General features: G+C 62.7%; 17 protein-coding genes. 7 read left to right on the forward strand and 10 right to left on the reverse strand.

What is annotated here, in order from left to right; all coding sequences use genetic code 11:
• The first annotated feature begins 133 nt into the window (after nucleotides 1-133).
• Both S4A8_RS12385 and S4A8_RS12390 read left to right on the forward strand, forming a co-directional pair.
• Complete coding sequence (locus S4A8_RS12385) at nucleotides 134-751, forward strand: biliverdin-producing heme oxygenase (RefSeq protein WP_353220376.1); 618 nt, start codon at nucleotides 134-136, stop codon at nucleotides 749-751.
• Nucleotides 748-2,703, forward strand: coding sequence for a sensor domain-containing diguanylate cyclase (locus S4A8_RS12390; RefSeq protein WP_353220377.1), 1,956 nt, complete (start codon nucleotides 748-750; stop codon nucleotides 2,701-2,703). Before S4A8_RS12385 ends, S4A8_RS12390 begins: the two co-directional genes overlap by 4 nt.
• Before the next feature lie 107 nt (nucleotides 2,704-2,810).
• Here the strand turns inward: S4A8_RS12390 and S4A8_RS12395 are convergent, their stop codons facing one another.
• Nucleotides 2,811-3,119, reverse strand: coding sequence for a YMGG-like glycine zipper-containing protein (locus tag S4A8_RS12395; RefSeq protein WP_353220378.1), 309 nt, complete (start codon nucleotides 3,117-3,119; stop codon nucleotides 2,811-2,813).
• A 336-nt stretch (nucleotides 3,120-3,455) separates the two neighbouring features.
• Between S4A8_RS12395 and S4A8_RS12400 the strand changes: the two genes are divergently transcribed.
• A complete protein-coding gene (locus S4A8_RS12400) occupies nucleotides 3,456-4,472 on the forward strand; it encodes a GGDEF domain-containing protein (RefSeq protein WP_353220379.1) in 1,017 nt (338 codons plus the stop codon).
• 26 nt (nucleotides 4,473-4,498) lie between these two features.
• Here the strand turns inward: S4A8_RS12400 and S4A8_RS12405 are convergent, their stop codons facing one another.
• A complete protein-coding gene (locus tag S4A8_RS12405) occupies nucleotides 4,499-5,101 on the reverse strand; it encodes a DUF2452 domain-containing protein (protein ID WP_353220380.1) in 603 nt (200 codons plus the stop codon).
• Between the two features lie 194 nt (nucleotides 5,102-5,295).
• Nucleotides 5,296-5,463: a hypothetical protein gene (locus S4A8_RS12410; RefSeq protein WP_353220381.1), complete on the reverse strand. Its 168-nt coding sequence runs from the start codon at nucleotides 5,461-5,463 to the stop codon at nucleotides 5,296-5,298.
• 61 nt (nucleotides 5,464-5,524) lie between these two features.
• Here S4A8_RS12410 and S4A8_RS12415 point away from each other — a divergent pair, with 61 nt between their 5' ends.
• Nucleotides 5,525-6,463 (forward strand): ring-cleaving dioxygenase, encoded by a 939-nt coding sequence (locus S4A8_RS12415; RefSeq protein WP_353220382.1) that lies wholly within the window; start codon nucleotides 5,525-5,527, stop codon nucleotides 6,461-6,463.
• 382 nt (nucleotides 6,464-6,845) lie between these two features.
• Complete coding sequence (locus tag S4A8_RS12420; RefSeq protein ID WP_353176482.1) at nucleotides 6,846-7,322, forward strand: DUF6918 family protein; 477 nt, start codon at nucleotides 6,846-6,848, stop codon at nucleotides 7,320-7,322.
• On the opposite strand, the gene S4A8_RS12425 is transcribed toward S4A8_RS12420, so the two are convergent.
• Nucleotides 7,285-9,180: a putative bifunctional diguanylate cyclase/phosphodiesterase gene (locus S4A8_RS12425; RefSeq protein WP_353176484.1), complete on the reverse strand. Its 1,896-nt coding sequence runs from the start codon at nucleotides 9,178-9,180 to the stop codon at nucleotides 7,285-7,287. The two genes, S4A8_RS12420 and S4A8_RS12425, sit on opposite strands and share 38 nt — an antisense overlap.
• 419 nt (nucleotides 9,181-9,599) lie before the next feature.
• Here S4A8_RS12425 and S4A8_RS12430 point away from each other — a divergent pair, with 419 nt between their 5' ends.
• Nucleotides 9,600-11,198 (forward strand): isocitrate lyase, encoded by a 1,599-nt coding sequence (locus S4A8_RS12430; protein WP_353220383.1) that lies wholly within the window; start codon nucleotides 9,600-9,602, stop codon nucleotides 11,196-11,198.
• A gap of 100 nt (nucleotides 11,199-11,298) precedes the next feature.
• Here S4A8_RS12430 and S4A8_RS12435 read toward each other — a convergent pair whose 3' ends face one another.
• Nucleotides 11,299-11,826, reverse strand: coding sequence for a hypothetical protein (locus S4A8_RS12435; RefSeq protein WP_353220384.1), 528 nt, complete (start codon nucleotides 11,824-11,826; stop codon nucleotides 11,299-11,301).
• 117 nt (nucleotides 11,827-11,943) lie between these two features.
• Nucleotides 11,944-12,294 carry a DUF4186 domain-containing protein gene (locus tag S4A8_RS12440; RefSeq protein WP_353220385.1) on the reverse strand — a complete coding sequence of 117 codons (351 nt, stop codon included), beginning with the start codon at nucleotides 12,292-12,294 and terminating at the stop codon, nucleotides 11,944-11,946.
• Between the two features lie 376 nt (nucleotides 12,295-12,670).
• Between S4A8_RS12440 and S4A8_RS12445 the strand changes: the two genes are divergently transcribed.
• Nucleotides 12,671-15,244, forward strand: coding sequence for a sensor domain-containing protein (locus S4A8_RS12445; RefSeq protein ID WP_353220386.1), 2,574 nt, complete (start codon nucleotides 12,671-12,673; stop codon nucleotides 15,242-15,244).
• Nucleotides 15,245-15,342: 98 nt separating this feature from the next.
• Here the strand turns inward: S4A8_RS12445 and S4A8_RS12450 are convergent, their stop codons facing one another.
• The 4 genes from S4A8_RS12450 to S4A8_RS12465 form a co-directional block, all read right to left on the reverse strand.
• Nucleotides 15,343-16,575: a GGDEF domain-containing protein gene (locus tag S4A8_RS12450; protein ID WP_353220387.1), complete on the reverse strand. Its 1,233-nt coding sequence runs from the start codon at nucleotides 16,573-16,575 to the stop codon at nucleotides 15,343-15,345.
• A 75-nt stretch (nucleotides 16,576-16,650) separates the two neighbouring features.
• On the reverse strand, nucleotides 16,651-18,195 hold the full coding sequence (locus S4A8_RS12455; RefSeq protein WP_353220388.1) for a BCCT family transporter: 1,545 nt from the start codon (nucleotides 18,193-18,195) through the stop codon (nucleotides 16,651-16,653).
• A gap of 164 nt (nucleotides 18,196-18,359) precedes the next feature.
• Nucleotides 18,360-18,782 carry an alternative ribosome rescue aminoacyl-tRNA hydrolase ArfB gene (gene arfB, locus S4A8_RS12460; RefSeq protein ID WP_353176497.1) on the reverse strand — a complete coding sequence of 141 codons (423 nt, stop codon included), beginning with the start codon at nucleotides 18,780-18,782 and terminating at the stop codon, nucleotides 18,360-18,362.
• A gap of 9 nt (nucleotides 18,783-18,791) precedes the next feature.
• Nucleotides 18,792-19,586 carry a formate/nitrite transporter family protein gene (locus S4A8_RS12465; protein ID WP_353220389.1) on the reverse strand — a complete coding sequence of 265 codons (795 nt, stop codon included), beginning with the start codon at nucleotides 19,584-19,586 and terminating at the stop codon, nucleotides 18,792-18,794.
• Between the last annotated feature and the right edge of the window lie 81 nt (nucleotides 19,587-19,667).

Genomic DNA, 19,667 nt, shown 5'->3' on the forward strand with positions numbered 1-19,667 from the left:
TAGTATTCGGACACGTTAGTTTTTCCGTCACGCGGTCGGGCTACCCTAAACGATCGCGACCGGTGTCTTCTGCCCTTCGCAGCGTCTGCACAAGACGGCGCGCGGGCACGCCGGACCAGAGAGTGCCCCAACCATGCAGGTTCGTAGTCTTGCCCAGCGCTGCGCCGTGTCGACGCCGGATCCGCTTGCGCTGATACGGCGAAGCACCGCGCGTTTGCATACCGCTATCGAGCGCGATACGCCGCTGGCGCGTCTGGCTGCGCATGATTGTACGGTCGAAGAATATCGTCGGGCGCTGCGTTTGTCGGCGGCAATCTACGCCACACTCGACCGGCAGTTCGTGGCCGCCGAGCACTGGCGCCCGCGCGCTGTCGGCGCTTATCGGCTGCGTTCGCCGGCGTTGCTGGCCGACCTGCATCGTGCTGGCGAGTCCGGCGCCGGGCTTGCCGCCAGCGGCCGGCCGATCGACAGCACGCCCGCCTATCTCGGCGCGCGCTATGTGGTCGATGGCGCCCAGTTCGGGCACCGCGTCATCGCCACGGCGCTGGCGGGCTCGCCGGCAGCGCCGTTGGCCGCCCGCGCCGAATTCTGGTCGGCAGCGTTTGTCAGCCGCAATGACTGGCGTCGTCTTCGGGTGGGGTTGTCGGGTCTGCACAGCCGCGACGAAGTCGCCCGCGCTGCCCGTTCGGCGCGTCGTACCTTCGAACATTTTTATCAGGCGCTGGATGACCCCGGCCGGGGACCGGTATGAACCCGGAGGTCGTCGCCGATTGCAAAAAGGGCGATCTGCAGCTTATTGGTGCCTTGCAGCCGCTGGGTGCGCTCGTTGCGGTATGTATCGATAGCGCCCGCGTGGAATATTGCTCAGCCAACATCGGCGAATGGCTCGGCCGTACGCCGCAGCAACTGCTCGGTCGCCCGGCCGCCGAAGTGCTTGGCGCGGCCTGGCCGCAACTCGAACGCCTGGCCCAGGGCGTGGGTGCCAACCGGATCGGTCAGGTCGAACTGATCGTGCCGGTCACCGCCGTCGGCCACCAGCGCGGCCGGCATTACGTGCTGGAATTCGAGCCGGCGGCCATCGCGGAGCCGGATTGGTGGGACGAGGCCGCGCGGATCGATTTCATCACCCGATTGTCGCGCGTGCATACGCCCAAGGAGATCGCGGGCGTACTCACGTCGACGATCGCGGCCTGTACCGGTTACGACCGTGTCATGGTCTATCGGTTTCTCGAAGACTGGGACGGCGAGGTCATCGACCAGTGCTGCAAGCCGGGGGTGGAAGGTTTTCTGGGGCTGCGTTTCCCTGCCCACGATATTCCCGAGAATGCACGTCGACTTTATACGCTGAACTGGCAGCGCATCATCGCGGACACCGAAACCGACAATGTCGAGCTCTATGCCGCGCCCGATATAGACGAACCACTGGATCTGACCTTTTCGATGCTGCGGGCGGTGCATCCGGTGCATATCCAGTATCTGCGCAACATGGGCATTCGCGGCTCGTTCAGCGTGTCGCTGCTGGTCGAGGGCGAACTCTGGGGGCTGGTTACCTGCCACGACTATGCAGGCAAGGTGCTGAACTCGATCGAGCGGCTGGCGTTCGAGGAAATGGCGCGTCTGGCCTGTCTGCATCTGACCAACATCTGTCGACTCGCGATGGAATCGTTGCGGTCGGTGCTGCGCGAGCGCCTGGCCGTGATGAGCCGGGCGCTGGACCCCACCGCGGATCAACCCAAGCAATTGCTCGTCGGTCAGCTCGCGGGGCTGCAGTCCATGCTCGAAGCCGATGGGTTGCGTCTGCGCTGGGGCAACGACGAACATACGCAGGGCGAGTTGCCCGATGCCGCTGCGCTGGCTGCACTCGACGACTGGACGCGCGACCATCAGGATGGCGATTTTCTGCATTTCGATGTATTGCCGGTGGCGCTGCGCGGTCATCCGGGCCTGTGCCGGCATGGCGCGGGTGTGGTCAGTATGTCGATCAGCCCGCAGTGCGAATTGCTGGCCGTGCGCAAGGAACAGGTACAAAAGATCACCTGGGCCGGCAAGCAGCCCGAACCGGGCGATACCGCACAGACGCTTACGCCGCGCAGTTCGTTCGAGGCCTGGTCGCAGAGTGTGCGCTACCGCGCCAAACCCTGGGGTGAGGCCACGCTGGAAATCGCCCAGGAACTACGCGAGGCGCTGGCGGAATATCGCCAGGCCGCCCGGCACAAGGAGCTGGCCTATCTCGACCCGTTGACCGGGCTGGCCAACCGGTATGCCTTCGAACAGGCCATGGCCGACCGGATCGACCATTGTCGGCGCACCGGTGAGCGTTTTGCCCTGCATATGCTCGATCTCGACGAGTTCAAGCCCATCAACGACACCTATGGTCACGGGGCAGGCGATGAGTTGCTCAAGACCATCGCTGAGCGCATGAAGCGGCTGGCGCGCCGCGAGGATCTCGTCGCACGGCTCGGGGGCGACGAATTCGCGATCATCGAATGGCATGTCGCTGGCGACGACGATGCCTCCGCGCAGGCACAACGCATGGTGGCGGCAATCGAACAGCCGGTGCTGTTCGGCGAGTATCGCCTGCAGGTATCGGCGAGTATGGGGACCGCGATTTTCCCGACCCATGCTCAGCACGCCAGCGCGCTCAGCGAATATGCCGACAAGGTGCTGTATCTGGCCAAGGACGAGCAACGCCGTCGTGCATGACACAATCGCCCCGGCCTGACTATCGCGTCATGCCGGGGCGATAAGGTCCGAACGTAAGCGCAAGCGCTTATCCGCTACGGGCTGCGCGCGGGTCGTGGGCGAGCGAATCAGTAGCGATAGCGGCTGTAGCGCCCGTAATCGTATCCACGCCGACGATAATCGCGATCGTAATAACGATCGTCGTCGCGGTGGTTGCGGTTGGTAATCATGGTGCCGCCTGCAGCGCCCACGGCGCCGCCGATCATCGCACCGGTATTGCCGCCGATTTCATTGCCGATAGCCGCGCCCAGCGCGCCGCCGACGCCGCCGCCCAGTGCGGCCGAGAGGGTGTTGTCATCCCAGGCCATGGCCGGCGCGCCCGATAAGGCGGTCACGAGGGTCGCCGCAGTTAGCGATTTGCGTAGGGACATGTTCATGTGCGCTCTCCAGGTTCGTCGTTTTAATCGTTCAGTATGTATTTAACGATGAATCGCTGAATGGTGTATGAATCGCGTTGCCGTAAGCGTACGAGTACGCCGGCCGAACCGGGCCACGGGCGAGGCCTTGCGAAATCACGCTGTCGGCCGATAAAAACGGTACGCCCACACGCTGTTGCAGCCGCCCAGGTTAAACATTCCTCGGCCGGTGGTTGCGGCGGCCAGGCATAACGGACGTCGCCGCTCGGCATGACAGGTCAGTGAATGAAAGCCAGGCAGAATACGATCCGCGGTGACCATGCATCGTTGCCGGCGCAGGCAGACTGGCCGGCCTCTATGAGGGACGAATCAACGGCAGCGGCGCCGTATCGCCGGCCGATTACCCAGGCACTGCTGTTGTTCACCGCCGTTTTCGGCGTGCTGTTCGCGCTGCTCAACTATCACGCGGGCGATTACGCGCTCATGGCGCTGGAACTGCTCATGGCGGGATTCGCGGCGAGTCTGATACGCACGATCGCGCGCACCCGACGGCTGCAGCTCTGGATCATGGTCTTTCTGCTGCCGTTCTTCACCGTGATGATGTTTGCCCTGACCACGGCGGCGGTGGTGCCGAGCGTATTCGCCTGGGTGCTGTTGATCCCGATTCTGTCCTATCTGCTGTTGGGCCGGTGGCTGGGGGCGGCGGTCGCCGGCTTTTATCTGGCGGTATCCGGCGTGATTTTCTTTGCCCAGTTTGGTTTCGAGCACGGCTATTCGGAACTGCGCTCGCTGGCCAACGTCGTGCTCGTGGCGATCTGTATCTTCGGTTTTTCGCATCTCTACGAGGCCAGTCGCGAGCATGCCGAGTCACGCCTGCGCCGTATGGCCCAGACCGATCCATTGACCGGCCTGAGCAATCGCATGCATTTGCGCGAGGTCTTTATGGCAGCGCTTGCGCGTGATGACGCGGCGCAGGCCATGCCGTTGACCCTGCTGATGCTCGATCTCGATCACTTCAAGCACATCAACGACTGCTATGGGCATGAAGCAGGCGATGCCGTGCTGTGTATGGCCGCGCGGGTCATGCGCGAACGTCTGCGTGCACAGGATCTGGCCTGTCGTATCGGCGGCGAGGAATTCTGCGTGCTGCTGCGCGATACGCACCGCGATGCGGCGATTACCCTGGCCGAAGACCTATGCCGACGCGTGCGCGCCCAGCCGTGCGTCTATGCCGGCCAGCAAATCAGCCTGAGCACGAGCATCGGTATCGCCGAATTCGGCCGCGACGGCAGCGATCTGGATAGCCTGTTGCGGGTAGCCGATCGGCGCCTGTATCAGGCCAAAACCGGTGGGCGCGACCGCGTTGTGGCCTGATCGACCGGCCGCCGGCTACGAACCGGCTACGCCTGCGGGTCGGTTTGCGGGCGAGCCGGCAGCAGGGCGCGGGCGCTGTCGTAGGACAGACCGCTAATCCCCGCGCGCACCATCGAACGCGACAGCGAATAGGCCAGGGCGAATCCGGCCGCACGGCGATAGAAGTCGAAACCGCGTTCGTAGACGGGCAGCAAGTCGTCGATACGTTCGGCGGCCTGCAAGCGCTGCTCGAATTCGTGTTTCTTGTGTTCGAGTTCGTCGAGGAAGGCGTGATCGTTTGCCGCGCTTTCGCTGAGCGCGAGTGTCCAGGTCATGTCGGTCTGCATCACACAATGGCCGATAAAGCGTCCGGCCACGGTCTCGCCGAGCATGCTTGGCGGGGTCAGCCCCAGCCAGTACGCCGACGTGCCGCGCCGATACAGAAAGTAGGTCTGGCCAGGAACCGGCTTGAAGCGAAACCGGCTTTCCAGCACGAACAGCGATGTGAACAGCTCGGCACTGATCTGCTCGACGGGCTTGGGCGGCAGGGCTGCGGGTAGTCGACGCCGGGCATCAAGCGTGTCGAGCACCAGCGAGTTGCCCTTGCCCTGGGGGTTGCCCTTGCTGCGTGGATTTCGATTGTCGGCCATGAGTGCAAACCCCTCGGCGGGCGTTATGCCGTCATTCTAGACCCTGTACGACGACAGCGTTATTGATCCAGTACAAAGCTCGGCAGATCGCGTGAAACGTTGAGCACGCGCGCTCGAACACTCTGTCTTAAAGCAGCAAGCGGGCCGCGAGTGCACGCCAGAAAATGCGAATGGAAGACGGTTTGCGCCACTGATTATGGGTCGGGATCGACAGCCGGCGTGATGCGCTCATAACGCCTGCTGCAGTCGACCTGTCGTTCGCCTTGTTCGCGGTCATTTGCGTTCATTTGCAGCCCCGATGCCTGCTCGAACGCAGCCGCCTGAGTCTGGTCAATCATCGAGGCGCGGTTTGCAAACGTCATGGGTTGGCCACACATCGGCTGTCATCATGTAGCCGAGCCGTCACGCGGCAAGAGGTTGGCGATGACATCATCCATAGCGGGTTTGCACCATATCACCGCGATCTGTGGTGATCCGGTACAGAATCGGCGGTTTTTCGCCGAGGTTCTGGGCTTGCGTCTGGTCAAGAAGACCGTCAATTTCGACGATCCGGGCACTTACCATCTCTATTACGGTGATGAAGTCGGCACCCCCGGTACCGTGCTCACCTTCTTTGCCTTTGCCGATGCACCGGCGGGCCAGCATGGCCTGGGCGGGGCGAGCGAAATCGCGTTCGCGGTGCCCCGTGCCTCGCTCGATTTCTGGCAGACGCGTCTGGCCGCATACGACATCGAATCCCGCCGTCAGCGCCGTTTCGACGACGAGGTGCTTTGTTTTACCGGCCCGCACGGCAACCGGTTCGCACTTGTCGCCAGCGAGGCGGCCGGGCGTATTGACGCCTGGCACGACGCGCCGGTGGCCGGCGAGTACGCCATTCGTGGTTTGTACGGCGTGAGCATCAACATCGCCGAGCTTGCCCTAAGCGCGGGGGTCATCGAGCAGGTGTTGGGTTTCGAGCGCAGCGCGCAAGCGGGCGATCGGGTGCGTTTCGTGGCCCACGACAACCCGGGGCCGGGTGCGGTATTGGACGTATGTGTCGTGCCGGAAATGACAGCCCAGCGCCAGGGCGTGGGCAGCGTTCATCACGTTGCGTTTCGAGCCAGTGATGAGGCCGAGCAAAGTGCGCTGCGCAAGCGCCTGGTCGACCGGGGCCTGCAGGTTACCGAGGCGATCGATCGTGAGTATTTCATGTCGATTTATTTTCGCGAACCCGGCGGCGTACTGTTCGAGATCGCCACCGATGGCCCCGGGTTTGTCGTCGACGAACCGGTCGCGCAGCTGGGTAGTGGGCTCATGTTGCCCCCGCAGTACGAAAACCAGCGCGGGCTGATCGAACGGGCGTTGGGTGAGATCGGTTCTTGAGCCGGCATGAAGGCATCGCCATACGGGCCGATAACTAGGGAATCTCTGCAAAACCTGTCACGGTCGCGCCGGCGTGCTTTGCGCGTGGCGGGCGAGCAAAGGTGCACGTAGCGTGTTTGTTGCACGCCAGCGTGTCTTGACGAAGACCAGGAGCGCGCAAAGCCGGCGGCCCGCAAGGGGTTCGGCCTCACAGACGCCGCGGCTGCGTTGCCAAGCTTGACCTGCCCAAAAGGCAGGCGTTGCGCTTGGACGCCTTGCCGCACCGTCTGTGAGGACTCGAACGCGATCCGCAAGAGGTTGTGCAGAGATTCCCTGGTCGCACGGCCGTGCTTTAACTACAGTGGCGCCTACAAAGGCGATTTTATCTATCTGGACTGTCCGTATGAATGACGCCGTGTGCGACAACGACGAAACCCTGGCGGGTTTGCTCGGGGCTTCGCCGTATTTCGATGCCCTGGTGGCCGACTGCGACCGGCTCGTCGCCAACGAACTCCAGGGCCGGGGCATGACTGTGCGTACCGCGGTGAGTATGGTCAAAAAACTCAAGCCATCGATCGTCGAACGCACGGTACGCGAGCTCATGCCCGATTTTCTGGTCGCGCTCGAACCCTGCCATGCCGACTTCAAGGCAAGCGCCGGGCCCGATGCCGACTTTGGCGACTATCTGGCGGCCCGTGATACGCGGGTGGTCGATGCCGTGCTCGAGGTCGCCGATCACCGCGCCGAGCGCGTGGGCAGCCGGCCGATCCGTTCAGCCTATGCCCGGGTTCGTGGGCGTGCGGCCGGCGAAATCCGTAGCGTGGTGCCGGCGCTGGCCCGCATTATCGCTCGTCATCGACATCGTGCCCTGGCTGGCTGACCCGCTTGGCGTATAGCGCCTGCGCATCGTCGCGCTCGGCGACCCGCCGGGCGAGCACGCGGGCCGCGCCGCCGTTGGCAATCCAGCGGTTCAAATGTTCAGGCGTGAGCGGACGACTGAACAGATAGCCCTGGGCCTGCTCGCAGCCCCAGTCGGCCATCAGTGCCAGGGTGCTTTCGTTCTCGATGCCTTCGGCGATGAGTTCGTAACCCAGATCGTGCGCCAGATTGATGATCGCGCGGGTGAGTGTCTGGCCGCGCGGATTGCGCTCGATATCCTGTACGAATCGCCGGTCGATCTTGATCTTGCTGGCACTGAGTTTTTGCAGATACGACAGGTTGCAATAGCCGGTGCCGAAATCGTCGATCGCGGTGGACACGCCGAGCATGTGCAGTTGCCGCAGTTTCGGCAGGCTGGCGTCGAGATCGCTGATCAAGGTGCTTTCGGTGAACTCGAGTTCCAGGTTTTCGCCGGGCAGATCGTGGTCGCGCAATCGTTGCGATACACGCTCAACGATGCGGTCGTCGGCCAGATCATGGGCCGACAGGTTGACCGCCACGCGCAGGTTCAGCCCTTCGGCGCGCCAGCGCACGCCCTGCGCGATGGCCGCATCGAGGACCCAGTTGGTCAGGGGTTGAATGAGGGCGGTCTTTTCGGCGGCGTCGATCAGCTCGATCGGTGAAACGAAGCCGAGCGTGGGATGCTGCCAGCGTAATAGCGCTTCGACGCCCACACAGGCCTGCGTGGCGAGGTCGATCTGGGGCTGAAACAGCAGATACAGCTGATCGTTGGACGTCAGCGCGGCGGGCAGTTCGGTCAGCAGCTGAAGCTTGCGCTGACGCGATGCATCGCTTTGCGGCTTGTAAAACGTCCAGCGGCGGCTGTGATCCCAGGCGTCGTCGGCCGCCACCGAGGCCTGGCGCAGGATTTCTTCGGCGTTGTCGTTATCGTGCTCGCGCAAAATGGTCACGCCCAGCTTGGCGCTGGGTTGAAGCAACAGACCGACCTGCGAGTCGAAGGGTTCGTGCAAGGACTGCACCAGCGCATCGAGTTTGCGCTGGATGCCGATGCCGACCTGTTCGGTCATGAAAAAACCGAACCGATACAGGCCGATTCGATACAGCTCGCGGTTCGCGCCAATCTTGTCGGACAAACGATCGATACATTCGACGATGAAGCGTTCGGTTTGCTCGTGGCCCATCACCTGCGTGAGTTCGTGCATCTGCTTGGGCACGCTGATATCCACGATGCCGATCAGACGTACATGCATGTTCGGGCATACGCTCGACTGGGCGAGTTCGTGCTTGAGTACGCTGAGCATGCGCTGGCGTGTGTAGATGCCCGTGGTGGGGTCGCGAAACAGCGGGTGGTTCGCGGCCTGCAGCCAGTTCTCGAGAAAATCGGCCAGCTGTCGGAGAATGGTGCGTTCGCGCTCGCCGAAGTCGCTGCGCGCCACGGTATCCAGCACACACAGCGCGCCCACGTTATAACCTTCCGATGCCAGCGGCGCGCCCGCATAAAAACGCACAAACGGTTCGTCGGTGACGAACGGATTGTCCGCGAACCGCGCATCGCGCTTGAGATCGGGGACGACCAGCACGTCATTGCCGGCGATGGTGTGGGCACAGAATGCGTGTTCGCGCTCGACACGGTACTGGCTGCCGCGGGTGGATGCCTTGAACCACAGATGGCGTGCATCGACGATCGTCACACAGCCGATGGACGTACCCAGCAAGCGCGAGGCCAGCTCGACGATACGGTCGAAAACCGGGTCCGGCATTTCCTGCAGCAAGGTGGTGCGGCGCAGGGCGGCAAGACGATCGTTTTCTTGTTCCAGTGGAGTGCGCGGGTTCGTCATGCAAGCCTTACGTAGGGCGGGCGCGGCCCACGCGGGTGAAATCCGACAACAAAATGGCCCGCGGCTGGGGCGCTGCCCATTTTGTGGCCTCAATGACTAGTGATCGGCGGCTTGAGGCTCGACTGAAGCGTCACGCGCCCGATCGGGCAATATTCCTAAGTGCGGTTGTCGCTATGCCGGTGTACGTATTACGCACAAACGAACGCCACCAGATTCGTGGCCTGGCGCGTTCCGGGGCCAGCGCCGGGTGATTAGTCCCCCTTTATTCAGCGCGTGAATGGCGAATATTGAGCGCATTTACTGTTCGTATCGGCTGGTCGCCCTTAGAATACGCCGGGTCAGCGGTTGATCGCTGCGGGGTTCGGCTTCGCGACGATCGACTGCGCCCGTGTCTACTCGCCAATTGTTGAGGATTGAACATGTCACAGTATTCGAAGGACGTTGATGCGATCGCGTCGCTGCGCGATGCCCAGGGCAGTGCCTGGTCGGCCATCAACCCCGAACATGCCGCGCGCATGCGCGCCCAGAACCGTTTCCATACGGGCCTGGATATCGCCAAGTACACCGCCAAGATCATGCGCGAAGACATGGCGGCCTACGACAAGGACAGCTCCAAGTACACCCAGTCGCTGGGTTGCTGGCACGGCTTCATCGGTCAGCAGAAGGCGATTTCGATCAAGAAGCATTTCGGCAGCCTGAAGCGCAACTATCTGTACCTGTCGGGCTGGATGGTCGCGGCGCTGCGTAGCGAATTCGGCCCGCTGCCGGATCAGTCGATGCACGAAAAGACCACCGTGCCGATGCTCATCGAAGAGCTCTACACCTTTTTGAAGCAGGCCGACGCCTGGGAGCTCAACCACTATTTCCGTGATCTGGAAGCGGCCAAGGAAGCCGGCGACGATGTCGCGGTCAAGAAGGCCCAGGAAAAGATCGACAATTTCGAAACCCACGTCATTCCGATCATCGCCGATATCGATGCCGGTTTCGGTAACGAAGAGGCCACCTATCTGCTGGCCAAGAAGATGATCGAGGCGGGCGCCTGCGCCATCCAGATCGAAAACCAGGTCTCCGACGTCAAGCAGTGCGGCCATCAGGACGGCAAGGTCACCGTGCCGCATGCGCAGTTCCTGGCCAAGATCAACGCCGTGCGTTATGCGTTCCTCGAGCTGGGTGTGGACGACGGCATCATCGTCGCCCGTACCGACAGCCTGGGCGCGGGCCTGACCCAGCAGATCGCCGTCTCCAACGAGCCGGGTGACCTGGGCGACCAGTACAACAGCTTCATTGCCGGCGAAGAGATCAAGGACGCCTCGGAAATCAACCCGAACGACGTGGTGATCAAGCAGGGCGGCAAGCTGGTGCGTCTGCAGCGTCTGGCTTCGGGCCTGTTCGAGTTCCGCAAGGGCACCGGCGAAGATCGCGTGGTCATGGACTGTATCGCCAGCCTCAAGAACGGCGCCGACCTGCTGTGGATCGAAACCGAGAAGCCGCACGTCAAACAGATCGGTGGCATGGTCGATCGCATCCGTAAGGAAGTGCCGGACGCCAAGCTGGTCTACAACAACAGCCCGTCGTTCAACTGGACGCTCAACTTCCGTCAGCAGGTGTACGACGCCTGGGCCGAGGAAGGCAAGGATCTGTCGGCGTACGATCGTGACAACCTCATGGACGTCAAGTACGACGACACCGAGCTGGGCAAGGTTGCCGACGAATGGACCCGTGACTTCCAGAAGGAAGGCTCGGCCAAGGCGGGCATCTTCCATCACCTGATCACGCTGCCGACCTACCATACGGCCGCGCTGTCCACCGATCAGCTGGCCAAGGGCTACTTCGGCGATCTGGGCATGCTGGCCTATGTGGAAGGCGTGCAGCGCAAGGAAATTCGCGAAGGTATCGCCACCGTCAAGCATCAGGACATGGCCGGTTCCAACATCGGCGATGACCACAAGGAATTCTTCTCGCGTGAAAGCGCGCTGAAGGCCGGTGGCAAGGACAACACGATGAACCAGTTCGGCTAAATGCCGGTTCCATCGTGACATCGCGGGTTCGCCCGCGACCGTCCACTAAAAAAAGCGGGGCTTCGGCCCCGCTTTTTTTTTGCGCTGTGTCGGCGCTGGTTCAGTCGCTGGCGGTATTCGCCATGGGCGACGTCTTATGCCGCCGACGCATGAGCGCGCGAAAGAAGATGGCGCCCAGCACGATCCCCAGCGGGCCGCCAATCGCCTGCGCCGCGACCAGCGCGATCAGACACACCAGCAGCACGATCGCCGAGGCCACCAGAATCACGCTCCGATTGGCCGCGTCCGGGCGCAGGTAGACATGACGAAACAGCGCGCCGGCCACGCCGGCCAGAAACGCCAGGCCGAAAACGCCGGGTGCGCCCAGCGGCTCGGCGGCCGACCAGCGCATCATGACCAGCACGGCGAATGCGACCAGGCCGTAGCCCAGACAGACCACGAAGAAATCCAGTTCGCGCCGAAAATGGCTCGTCGCGGGTTGTTCGCCGTGGTCACGACGGGTCTGCGATGCCTGAATCGCTTCGCGCATGAGACGACGTTCACTATCGTCGAAGCGCGGCGGGGCGGCGGCATCGTTTTCGAGTTCGACTTTTTCGATCAGTGCCTGTAGGTCATCGTCTAGCCGCATTGCGTCCTCCGGGTTGATGAATGTTTGCGGGCGACATGTCATCTACTTTCGCATGCCCGCCCTGATTGCGCGTTACACGCGCGCGTGTCCGGCCTGTACGCGCACCAGCGGTGGCGCTCATTGCTGGCTTTCCAGCCAGCGCCGAATCACGCCCACCACATAGGATTGCTCGGTGTCGTCGAGTTCGACGCCCTGGGGTATGCGGTGCCATTTCTCCAGACAACTGCGACAGCAGGTGGCGGTGGCATGCTGGGCGATGAAGACCGGATGATTGCGCATCGGCGTCTGGCGTCCGTCGTTTTTCGGCTGGGCCGGTGCCAGGCGCTCGGCGATGAAACGATCTGCATGTTCGATGACCGTATCGAGCCCGCGCTGCTCGAGATAGGCGGTTTCACGCGCGCCCAGCCTGAAACGGCTACGAAAGCGCGAGCGCTGGAGGTGGGCGAATAGATCGTCGGTATCACGCATACGCCAAGGCTAAAGCGCCAAGCCAGCGAACGCGATAGCCAGGCACGAATCGACCGGCGGCGATGAACGCCCGTGCTAGCGGCATCCCGATACGGTCAGGGGCAGCGCAGCTATGCATGCGTTCGTCGCTGACAGCGAACGCTGTTCAAGTTTGTTCGCCGACGGCCGATATCCGTATCACGAAAATACGAAACCGAGCCGGCAACGGTCTGTTCGAAGGACGGGCCGTGTTGTTGGCGTTGCGACATACGCAAACGCGCTGGTGACCAGGCGTCGGTGCAGATACCCGTGCCGCAGGCAGTGGCCGGATTGAAAACACTTGATCATGCCGGCCGTGGCGATGCTGGCGTGATGCGCGGGGTGGGACGCGGCGCTCATGAACGGCAACCAAAGCCAACCGGGGGATTCCGGAAGCCTTCTGACCCTCGTTTCGGACTTCTACTACCGCTGCGATTCGCAGGGGCGCTTCGTACACCTGGAGGGCGCGGCGCTCGAGCGCGGCGATATCGACCCGGCCGATTGGATTGGCCGAATGCCAGCGGACGTTGGCCTGGGCACGCTCGACAGCGAGGGCTGGCCGTTCCCCGAGCAAGCAGTTTCCGAGTGCGTGGTCAGCTGGGTCGGCGCTAACGGCGCGATACGCTATCTGACCATCGCGGCCGAATGCCTGAAGCAAGCGCAGGGCGGCTGCGTCGGCTGGCATGGCCTGGCGCGCGATATCACCTGCCATCGCAGCCGTTACCGCGAGCTCAAACAGCTGCGTATGGCCATCGATGCGTCGCACGACATGATCTTCGTGATCGATCGCGAGTCGATGCGTTTTCTCTATGTCAACGATATTGCCTGCGAGCTCACCGGCCACGACCGCGAAACGTTCTTATCGTCCTCTCCGGACCGAATGCTGGGCATCGAACGGGCCAAACTCGAAGCCCAGTACGATCGCGTGATCGCCGAGGGCCGGCTCACGGTCGAAGATCGCAGCCGTCTCGGGCGTGGGGGGTTCATGTTGGTCGAGCGCCGCCGCTGCGCGCTGTTCGTGGGCGGGCGTTGGGTGATCGTCAGCATCGTGCACGATATTACCGACCGCAAACTCGCCGAACAGGCGCGGGATCGGCTGAGTCGCATGTATGCCACGCTCAGTGCCTCCAACGAAGCGCTGCTGCGTGCCACCACCCCCGAAGCGCTCTATCAGCAAGTCTGCGAAGCGGCGGTCGCCAATGACGACGTGCTCGTTGCTGCCACGCTGCGTGTCGATGAGACCGGGCCGGCGTTGCGGGTAGCGGGTGTGGCCGGTGTGATCGCGCGGAAGGTGCGCGATCTGGTCGTGCCGCTGGATAAACAGGACGAACGCAGCAACGGCCTGGTTGGTCGCTGTTTTTTTCAAAGTCGTACCCAGGTTGCCGACGATTATCTCAACGATGACCGCGTGCTGCCCTGGCGCCGGATCGCAAGCCGGGCGGGCATGAAATCCGCCGCTGCGGTGCCTATCGTCAAGAATGGCGAGACCGTCGGCGTGATGTTGTTGATTGCCGGACAGCGCGGCGGCTTCGGCGGCGAGGGCGTGCGCCTGATCGAGCGTATGGTCGAGAATCTGGTGTTCGCCCTGGACAATCTCGAACACGAGGCATTTCGTCGCCAAAGCGAAAAACATATCGAATACCTGGCCACGCACGATGCCCTGACGCACCTGCCTAACCGCACGTTGTTCAATCAGTGGTTGTCGATGGCGATCGCCGCGGGTGATCACTTCGCGGTGCTGTTCATCGATCTGGATCGATTCAAGTTCATTAACGATTCGCTCGGCCACGAAGCAGGCGATCAGTTGCTGCAGGCCATCGCCAAGCGTCTGCGTGCCTGTGTCGGCGCCAGCGATCGGGTGGCACGCCTGGGTGGCGATGAATTCGTGGTACTGATCGACAATGTCGACATGGCCGGCGATGTCGAACCGGTCGCCGGGCGCATTCTCGATACCGTGTTGCAGCCGGTGGCACTTAATGGTCAGGAATACCGCGTCACCGCGAGTATCGGCGTGTCACTGCATCCGCAGGACGCGCGCGATGCCTCGGGCCTGCTCAAGCAGGCCGATATGGCAATGTATGGCGCCAAGGAGGATGGCAAGAACAACTTTCAGTTCTATGCCGCCGAACTCCAGGATCGTATGCGCGTACGCATGTGTCTGGAAAACAATCTGCGTTGCGCGCTCGAAAAACAGCAGTTCGAGCTGGCCTATCAGGCCAAGATCAATCTCGCCGACGGTGCGATCGCCGGCGTCGAAGCGCTGTTGCGTTGGCATTGCGACGAACTGGGTCCGATGATGCCCGGTCAGTTCCTGCCGCTGGCCGAAGAGCTTGGCCTGATCGTGCCCATCGGCCGCTGGGTACTGGAAACCGCCTGCGAACAGAATATGGCCTGGCAGCGTGCCGGACTGCCTGCGGTGCGTATGGCCGTGAATATTTCCGCGGTCCAGCTCGGCGACCAGACCCTGGTTTCGCACCTGCGTTCGGTACTCGAACGCACGGGTATGCCGCCGCATCTGCTGGAACTCGAAATCACCGAAACCGCGGTCATGCAGGACATCGCCAGCGCGCTCGCATTGCTGGCCGAAATCAAGCGCCTGGGTGTGATGATCGCGATCGACGATTTCGGCACCGGCTATTCTTCGCTCACCCAGTTGCGCTCGTTGCCCGTGGATACCCTCAAGATCGACCGTTCCTTCGTGCACGAGTTGGCGACCAACAGCACCGATCAGTCCATCGCCAGCGCCATCATTACCATGGGCAAGAGCTTGAGCCTGAACGTCATCGCCGAAGGCGTGGAAAACGCCGAGCAGGAAGCCTTCCTGCGCAATCAGGCCTGCGATGGCATGCAGGGTTTTTATTACAGCCGCCCCGGCGCGGCGGATGTATTCGCCGAGTTGCTCGGTGGCCAGAGACAGCGCTGTACCGGCTGAGTCCGCGTTTGCCCGGATCGACCCTCGCAGGCCATGGAAAACGGATTACGCGGTCCGCGTTTCTCACCGCCATTAAAAACAAATGCCGGCACCGGGCCCTAATAACGCGCAACCGCCGGGCGCGGTGTGCTTGCCGCGTCGACCATCACGCTGGGTGATACGCGGTTCTTGCCGCCATGTTTGGCGTCGTAGAGCGCCGCATCGGCCTGCGCGACGAGAGTATCGAGTGGATGCTCGGCGATGACGCCGGCAGCGGCGCCGATGCTGACGCTCACATGACTGCCGGTCGGCGCATGGGGTATCCCGAACGTCTCGATGGCCCGGCGCAGTCGGTCGGCCATGACCGTCGTTTCGGCAAGCGTTGCATCGAATAGCAGAATGAGAAACTCTTCGCCGCCGTAGCGGATCGCCAGATCCCGGTCGCTGCGTAACTGGGCCGATATTTCCCCGGCGACACATCGCAGACAGGCATCGCCGGCCGGATGCCCGTAGTAGTCGTTATAGGCCTTGAAATCATCCACATCGAGCATGAGTACGCCAAGACTCGTACGCGCATGGCGTCGGTCCGCGTAGAGCAGCGCGCTCTGTCGATCGAATTCGTGGCGATTGGCCAGCCCGGTGAGCGCATCGTGGGTCGCTGCATGCGCGCTGATTTCGTTTTCCAGCCGGTCATGGATACGGCGCAGGAAGGCGTAGCGGGTATCGCGCTCCATTCGATAGTTGGCCACGAGGCTCACATAGCCCACGCCGCTCATGAGCGCCATGCCGATAAAAAACGCGGGAAAGGCGATCTGTGCCGCCAGCAGCACGCCGCAGTAACCGGCGATCAGAATGAGCGTGCTGGCCAGCGCGAATCGAAACGGCGGCCTTTGGTTGACGTTGGCGTAGGTCAGGATGCCGGAAACGGCGTACTGATAGTGCTCGGCCGTCCCGACCTCGCGATTGAGATAGAAGATGAACAGCGACTGGGCCGCCATGGCCAGCGGCATGCTGGCGGACAGGCATTCGCGCAGCCACAGCCCGGGGCGCTGTCGCACCACCAGCCCCGCGACGAGCAACCACGGCGTGACCACCAGCAGGTGACACAACAGCGCGATGTCGAAGGTGGCCGGCAGCAGCAGGTAGTCGACGATCAGGTAGAGGTTGTAGATGAGCAGCGACGGCACGATGGTGCTGGCCATGACCCGGGCGCGATATTCGCGTCGATAGGTCTCGTAGGCCCGTTCGACGGGTGCCGGAAAGCGCAAGCGACGCTGGCGATCGTTCATGCAGCGCTCGATCGTCAGGCGATCGAGCGCATGTTCGCGGTCTGTCGCTTGTGTTTCGGCCAAGGCGGACACAGCCCATGGTGCATACGATGTTGTCTTGTACCACGACAGCACGGTGCAATCATTTGGGCATTCGGCTTAGCTGGCGACAATGCCCTGGGCACGAGCCATGGCATAGGCCGCTTTCGGGCCAGTCCAAAGCGAGGGCAGCAACACCAGCGATACCGGGATCGCGGTAATCACGATCAACTGCTGCAGCGCGCCGATCTGGCCGCTGCCCATGGTCAGCAACACGCCGGCCATGATCGCCATGAGAATGCCGCATAGCGCACGCATCAGCGGCGCGGGTTCGTCATGGCCGGCCGCGACCACGGCGATCGCATAGCTCATGGAATCGCCGGTGGTGGCCACGAAGATCGAGGTCAGTACCATGATTGCCAGCGCCATGGCGGCCCCGCCCGGCAGCGCCTGGGCCACGGTGAGCGTAGCCACATCGAACTTGAAGTCGGCCAGGGCATCGGTGAGATCGAACACGCCGGCCATCTGATAGTGAATGCCCGAGCCGCCCAGCAGGGTGAACCAGATCGTGGTGGCGATCGGCGCCAGCACGGCCACCGAAATGATCATCTGGCGGATCGTGCGGCCACGCGAAATACGGGCCACGAAGATTGCCATCAACGGCCCGTAGCCGATGAACCAGGCAAAGAAGAAGATCGTCCACCACTTCATCCACCACGCCGGCGCGGTCTGGGCGTTCATCGTGGCCATGGTCATGAACGAACTGATGTAGTCGCCCAGGGCCTGGCTATAGGCATTCACCAGAAACAGGGTCGGGCCGAATACGAAGATCACCGCGGCGATGCCCAGAGCCAGAAACACGTTGAAGCGGCTCATCAGCTGAATGCCGCGGTTGATACCGGTCACCGCCGAGGTGACATAGACCACCCCGAGTACCGCGAGAATCGATAGCTGGCTGGTCAAACCTTCGGTCAGGCCGAAGATTTCGTGCAGCCCGTAACTGACCTGGGTTGCCAGAAAACCGATCGGCCCGACCGTGCCGGCAACCACCGCGATAATGCACACGGCGTCGATCACGCTGCCGATCGGCCCGTGGATCAGGCGCCGGCCCAGCACCGGCAACAACAGGCTGCGCGGGCGCAGCGCCTCACCGTTGTCGTAATGGGCATGGGCGAGCACGATCGCGGTCAGCGATCCCAGCACGGCCCAGGCGAGAAACCCCCAGTGTATGAACGATTGCGCCAGCGCATCGGAAACCGCGGCTGCACTGCCGGCCTGGCTATCGAACGCCGGCGGCGTGGTCAGAAAATGATAGACCGGCTCGCCCGCGGCAAAGAACACGCCGCCGCCGGCCAGCAGCGTACACATGATGATCGACAGCCACTTGAACGTGCTCAGTTCCGGTGTATCGATCCCGCCGATACGCGCCCTTGCGGCCGGCGCGCAGGCCACGCCCAGGCCGATGAAGAACGTGGCCAGCAACAACCATTCGAAGTAGCTGCCGAGGGTCGCTGCCGTCCAGGCGAATCCGCCGGCGATCGCGTCGGCGACCCCGTCGAGATCGTAAAGCGACGCACCCAGGAACAGGACCACGAAACCCACGCTCAAGGCAAGCGTGATGGGATCGCCCCAGCGCGAGCGGGGGCCGGTAGCAGATTGATTCATTAACAAGCCGGTTCGTCTACAACGAAGACGCCACCCGCGCATGATCGCGCGCCGGAACCTGCCAGTTCGGCCGCTTTAACGTGTGGTTCGGTCCCCGTTGCCGCATTGTTGCGGTGCAAAATAAAGCGCGCCAGCATACAGCAGTGATGCAAATCGTGAAGTGGCTAGTCGTGGCGCTTGGGCGGCGTGCGCAGCGCCTTGGTTCGCGCGCGGCGGGATTTGTCGTTCAGGCGTTTGCGCTTGGCCGCGCGTGACGGTTTCGTGGCCTTGCGCCGACGGGGTGCCGTGCCGGCACTGCGTACGATCGCCTCCAGGCGCGCGAGCGCATCCGCGCGGTTTTTCTCCTGACTGCGAAATCGCTGCGCCTTGATCACGAGCACGCCGTCGCGGCTGATACGTCGATCACGGCGTTCGAGCAGCCGCGTCTTGTAGCTGTCCGGCAACGACGACGCCTGGATATCGAAGCGCAGATGAACCGCCGTGGCCAGTTTGTTGACGTTCTGCCCGCCCGCGCCGGAAGCGCGCACGGCATGCCATTCGAGTTCCGATTCGTCGATAGATACCCGATTGGAAATCGATAGCGCCATGATTCCAGGTTAATCGATTTCCTGGCGCACTTGGCCGTAGGCGAGCAGCGAAAACAACACCGTGCCGCCGAGCACATTGCCGATGAAAGCGGGCACCAGGCAGTTCCAGAGCGCATCGCCCAGTGCGACCTCGTCGGCGAGCACGAGCAGGAAGGCCTCCATGGAACCCACCACGACGTGGGCGAAACCGCCGATGGCGATCATGTAGGTCGTGATCACGATCACCCAGATCTCCGAGCCGCGGGCGTTGGGCAGCATCCACACCATGGCAGCCACGAAAAAGCCGGCCGGGATGCCGTGCAGCAGCGTTTCCAGCCAGCCTTTTTCCAGCAACGGTCGGGACACCTCGTGGAAAGCGGCCAGCTGGTCGGCCGTGGCGAAGCCGATGATGTCGGTAAAGGTCGCGGCCACCAGGGTGCCCAGCAGATTGGCAATCAGCACCACGCTCCACAGCCGCGCGATGCACATCAGCGCCTGGCGGTTGGTCTGTGCCATGAGCGGCAATACCGCGGTGATGGTGTTTTCGGTAAACAGCTGCATACGCCCGAGCACGACCAGCACGAACCCCACGCAATAGCCGAATGCTTGTAACGGCTCGCGCCAGGGGCTGTCGGGCAGATGGGTGTGTAGCAGGCCTTCGGCAATCACCGAGGTCGAGATGGCGATACCGGCGGCCACGCCCGACCACCACAGCGAGCCCATCGGCCGCGCCATTTCCTCTTCGCCATCGCGGCGAATGGTCTGATAGATCGCACGCGCGGAGACACGCGCGTTCGGGATGGGGCGGGGCGGGCTATCGGGCATTGAATTGTGCGCAACTGGATTTTGCAGCGCGCAAGCCTACCCGAATTTCTCCTGCCGTCCAGCGCTATGCAGGGATGCCCG

Origin of the sequence: Salinisphaera sp. S4-8 (assembly GCF_040361235.1) — a bacterium.
GTDB lineage: Bacteria > Pseudomonadota > Gammaproteobacteria > Nevskiales > Salinisphaeraceae > Salinisphaera.

Coding starts and splice junctions, on each gene's coding strand:
- S4A8_RS12400 (WP_353220379.1), top strand. CDS start 3,456: ATGAGGGACGAATCAACGGCAGCGGCGCCGTATCGCCGGCCGATTACC.
- arfB (WP_353176497.1), bottom strand. CDS start 18,782: ATGGCGCTATCGATTTCCAATCGGGTATCTATCGACGAATCGGAACTC.
- S4A8_RS12420 (WP_353176482.1), top strand. CDS start 6,846: ATGAATGACGCCGTGTGCGACAACGACGAAACCCTGGCGGGTTTGCTC.
- S4A8_RS12405 (WP_353220380.1), bottom strand. CDS start 5,101: ATGGCCGACAATCGAAATCCACGCAGCAAGGGCAACCCCCAGGGCAAG.
- S4A8_RS12385 (WP_353220376.1), top strand. CDS start 134: ATGCAGGTTCGTAGTCTTGCCCAGCGCTGCGCCGTGTCGACGCCGGAT.
- S4A8_RS12445 (WP_353220386.1), top strand. CDS start 12,671: ATGAACGGCAACCAAAGCCAACCGGGGGATTCCGGAAGCCTTCTGACC.
- S4A8_RS12410 (WP_353220381.1), bottom strand. CDS start 5,463: ATGACGTTTGCAAACCGCGCCTCGATGATTGACCAGACTCAGGCGGCT.
- S4A8_RS12440 (WP_353220385.1), bottom strand. CDS start 12,294: ATGCGTGATACCGACGATCTATTCGCCCACCTCCAGCGCTCGCGCTTT.
- S4A8_RS12435 (WP_353220384.1), bottom strand. CDS start 11,826: ATGCGGCTAGACGATGACCTACAGGCACTGATCGAAAAAGTCGAACTC.
- S4A8_RS12465 (WP_353220389.1), bottom strand. CDS start 19,586: ATGCCCGATAGCCCGCCCCGCCCCATCCCGAACGCGCGTGTCTCCGCG.
- S4A8_RS12415 (WP_353220382.1), top strand. CDS start 5,525: ATGACATCATCCATAGCGGGTTTGCACCATATCACCGCGATCTGTGGT.
- S4A8_RS12425 (WP_353176484.1), bottom strand. CDS start 9,180: ATGACGAACCCGCGCACTCCACTGGAACAAGAAAACGATCGTCTTGCC.
- S4A8_RS12455 (WP_353220388.1), bottom strand. CDS start 18,195: ATGAATCAATCTGCTACCGGCCCCCGCTCGCGCTGGGGCGATCCCATC.
- S4A8_RS12430 (WP_353220383.1), top strand. CDS start 9,600: ATGTCACAGTATTCGAAGGACGTTGATGCGATCGCGTCGCTGCGCGAT.
- S4A8_RS12390 (WP_353220377.1), top strand. CDS start 748: ATGAACCCGGAGGTCGTCGCCGATTGCAAAAAGGGCGATCTGCAGCTT.
- S4A8_RS12395 (WP_353220378.1), bottom strand. CDS start 3,119: ATGAACATGTCCCTACGCAAATCGCTAACTGCGGCGACCCTCGTGACC.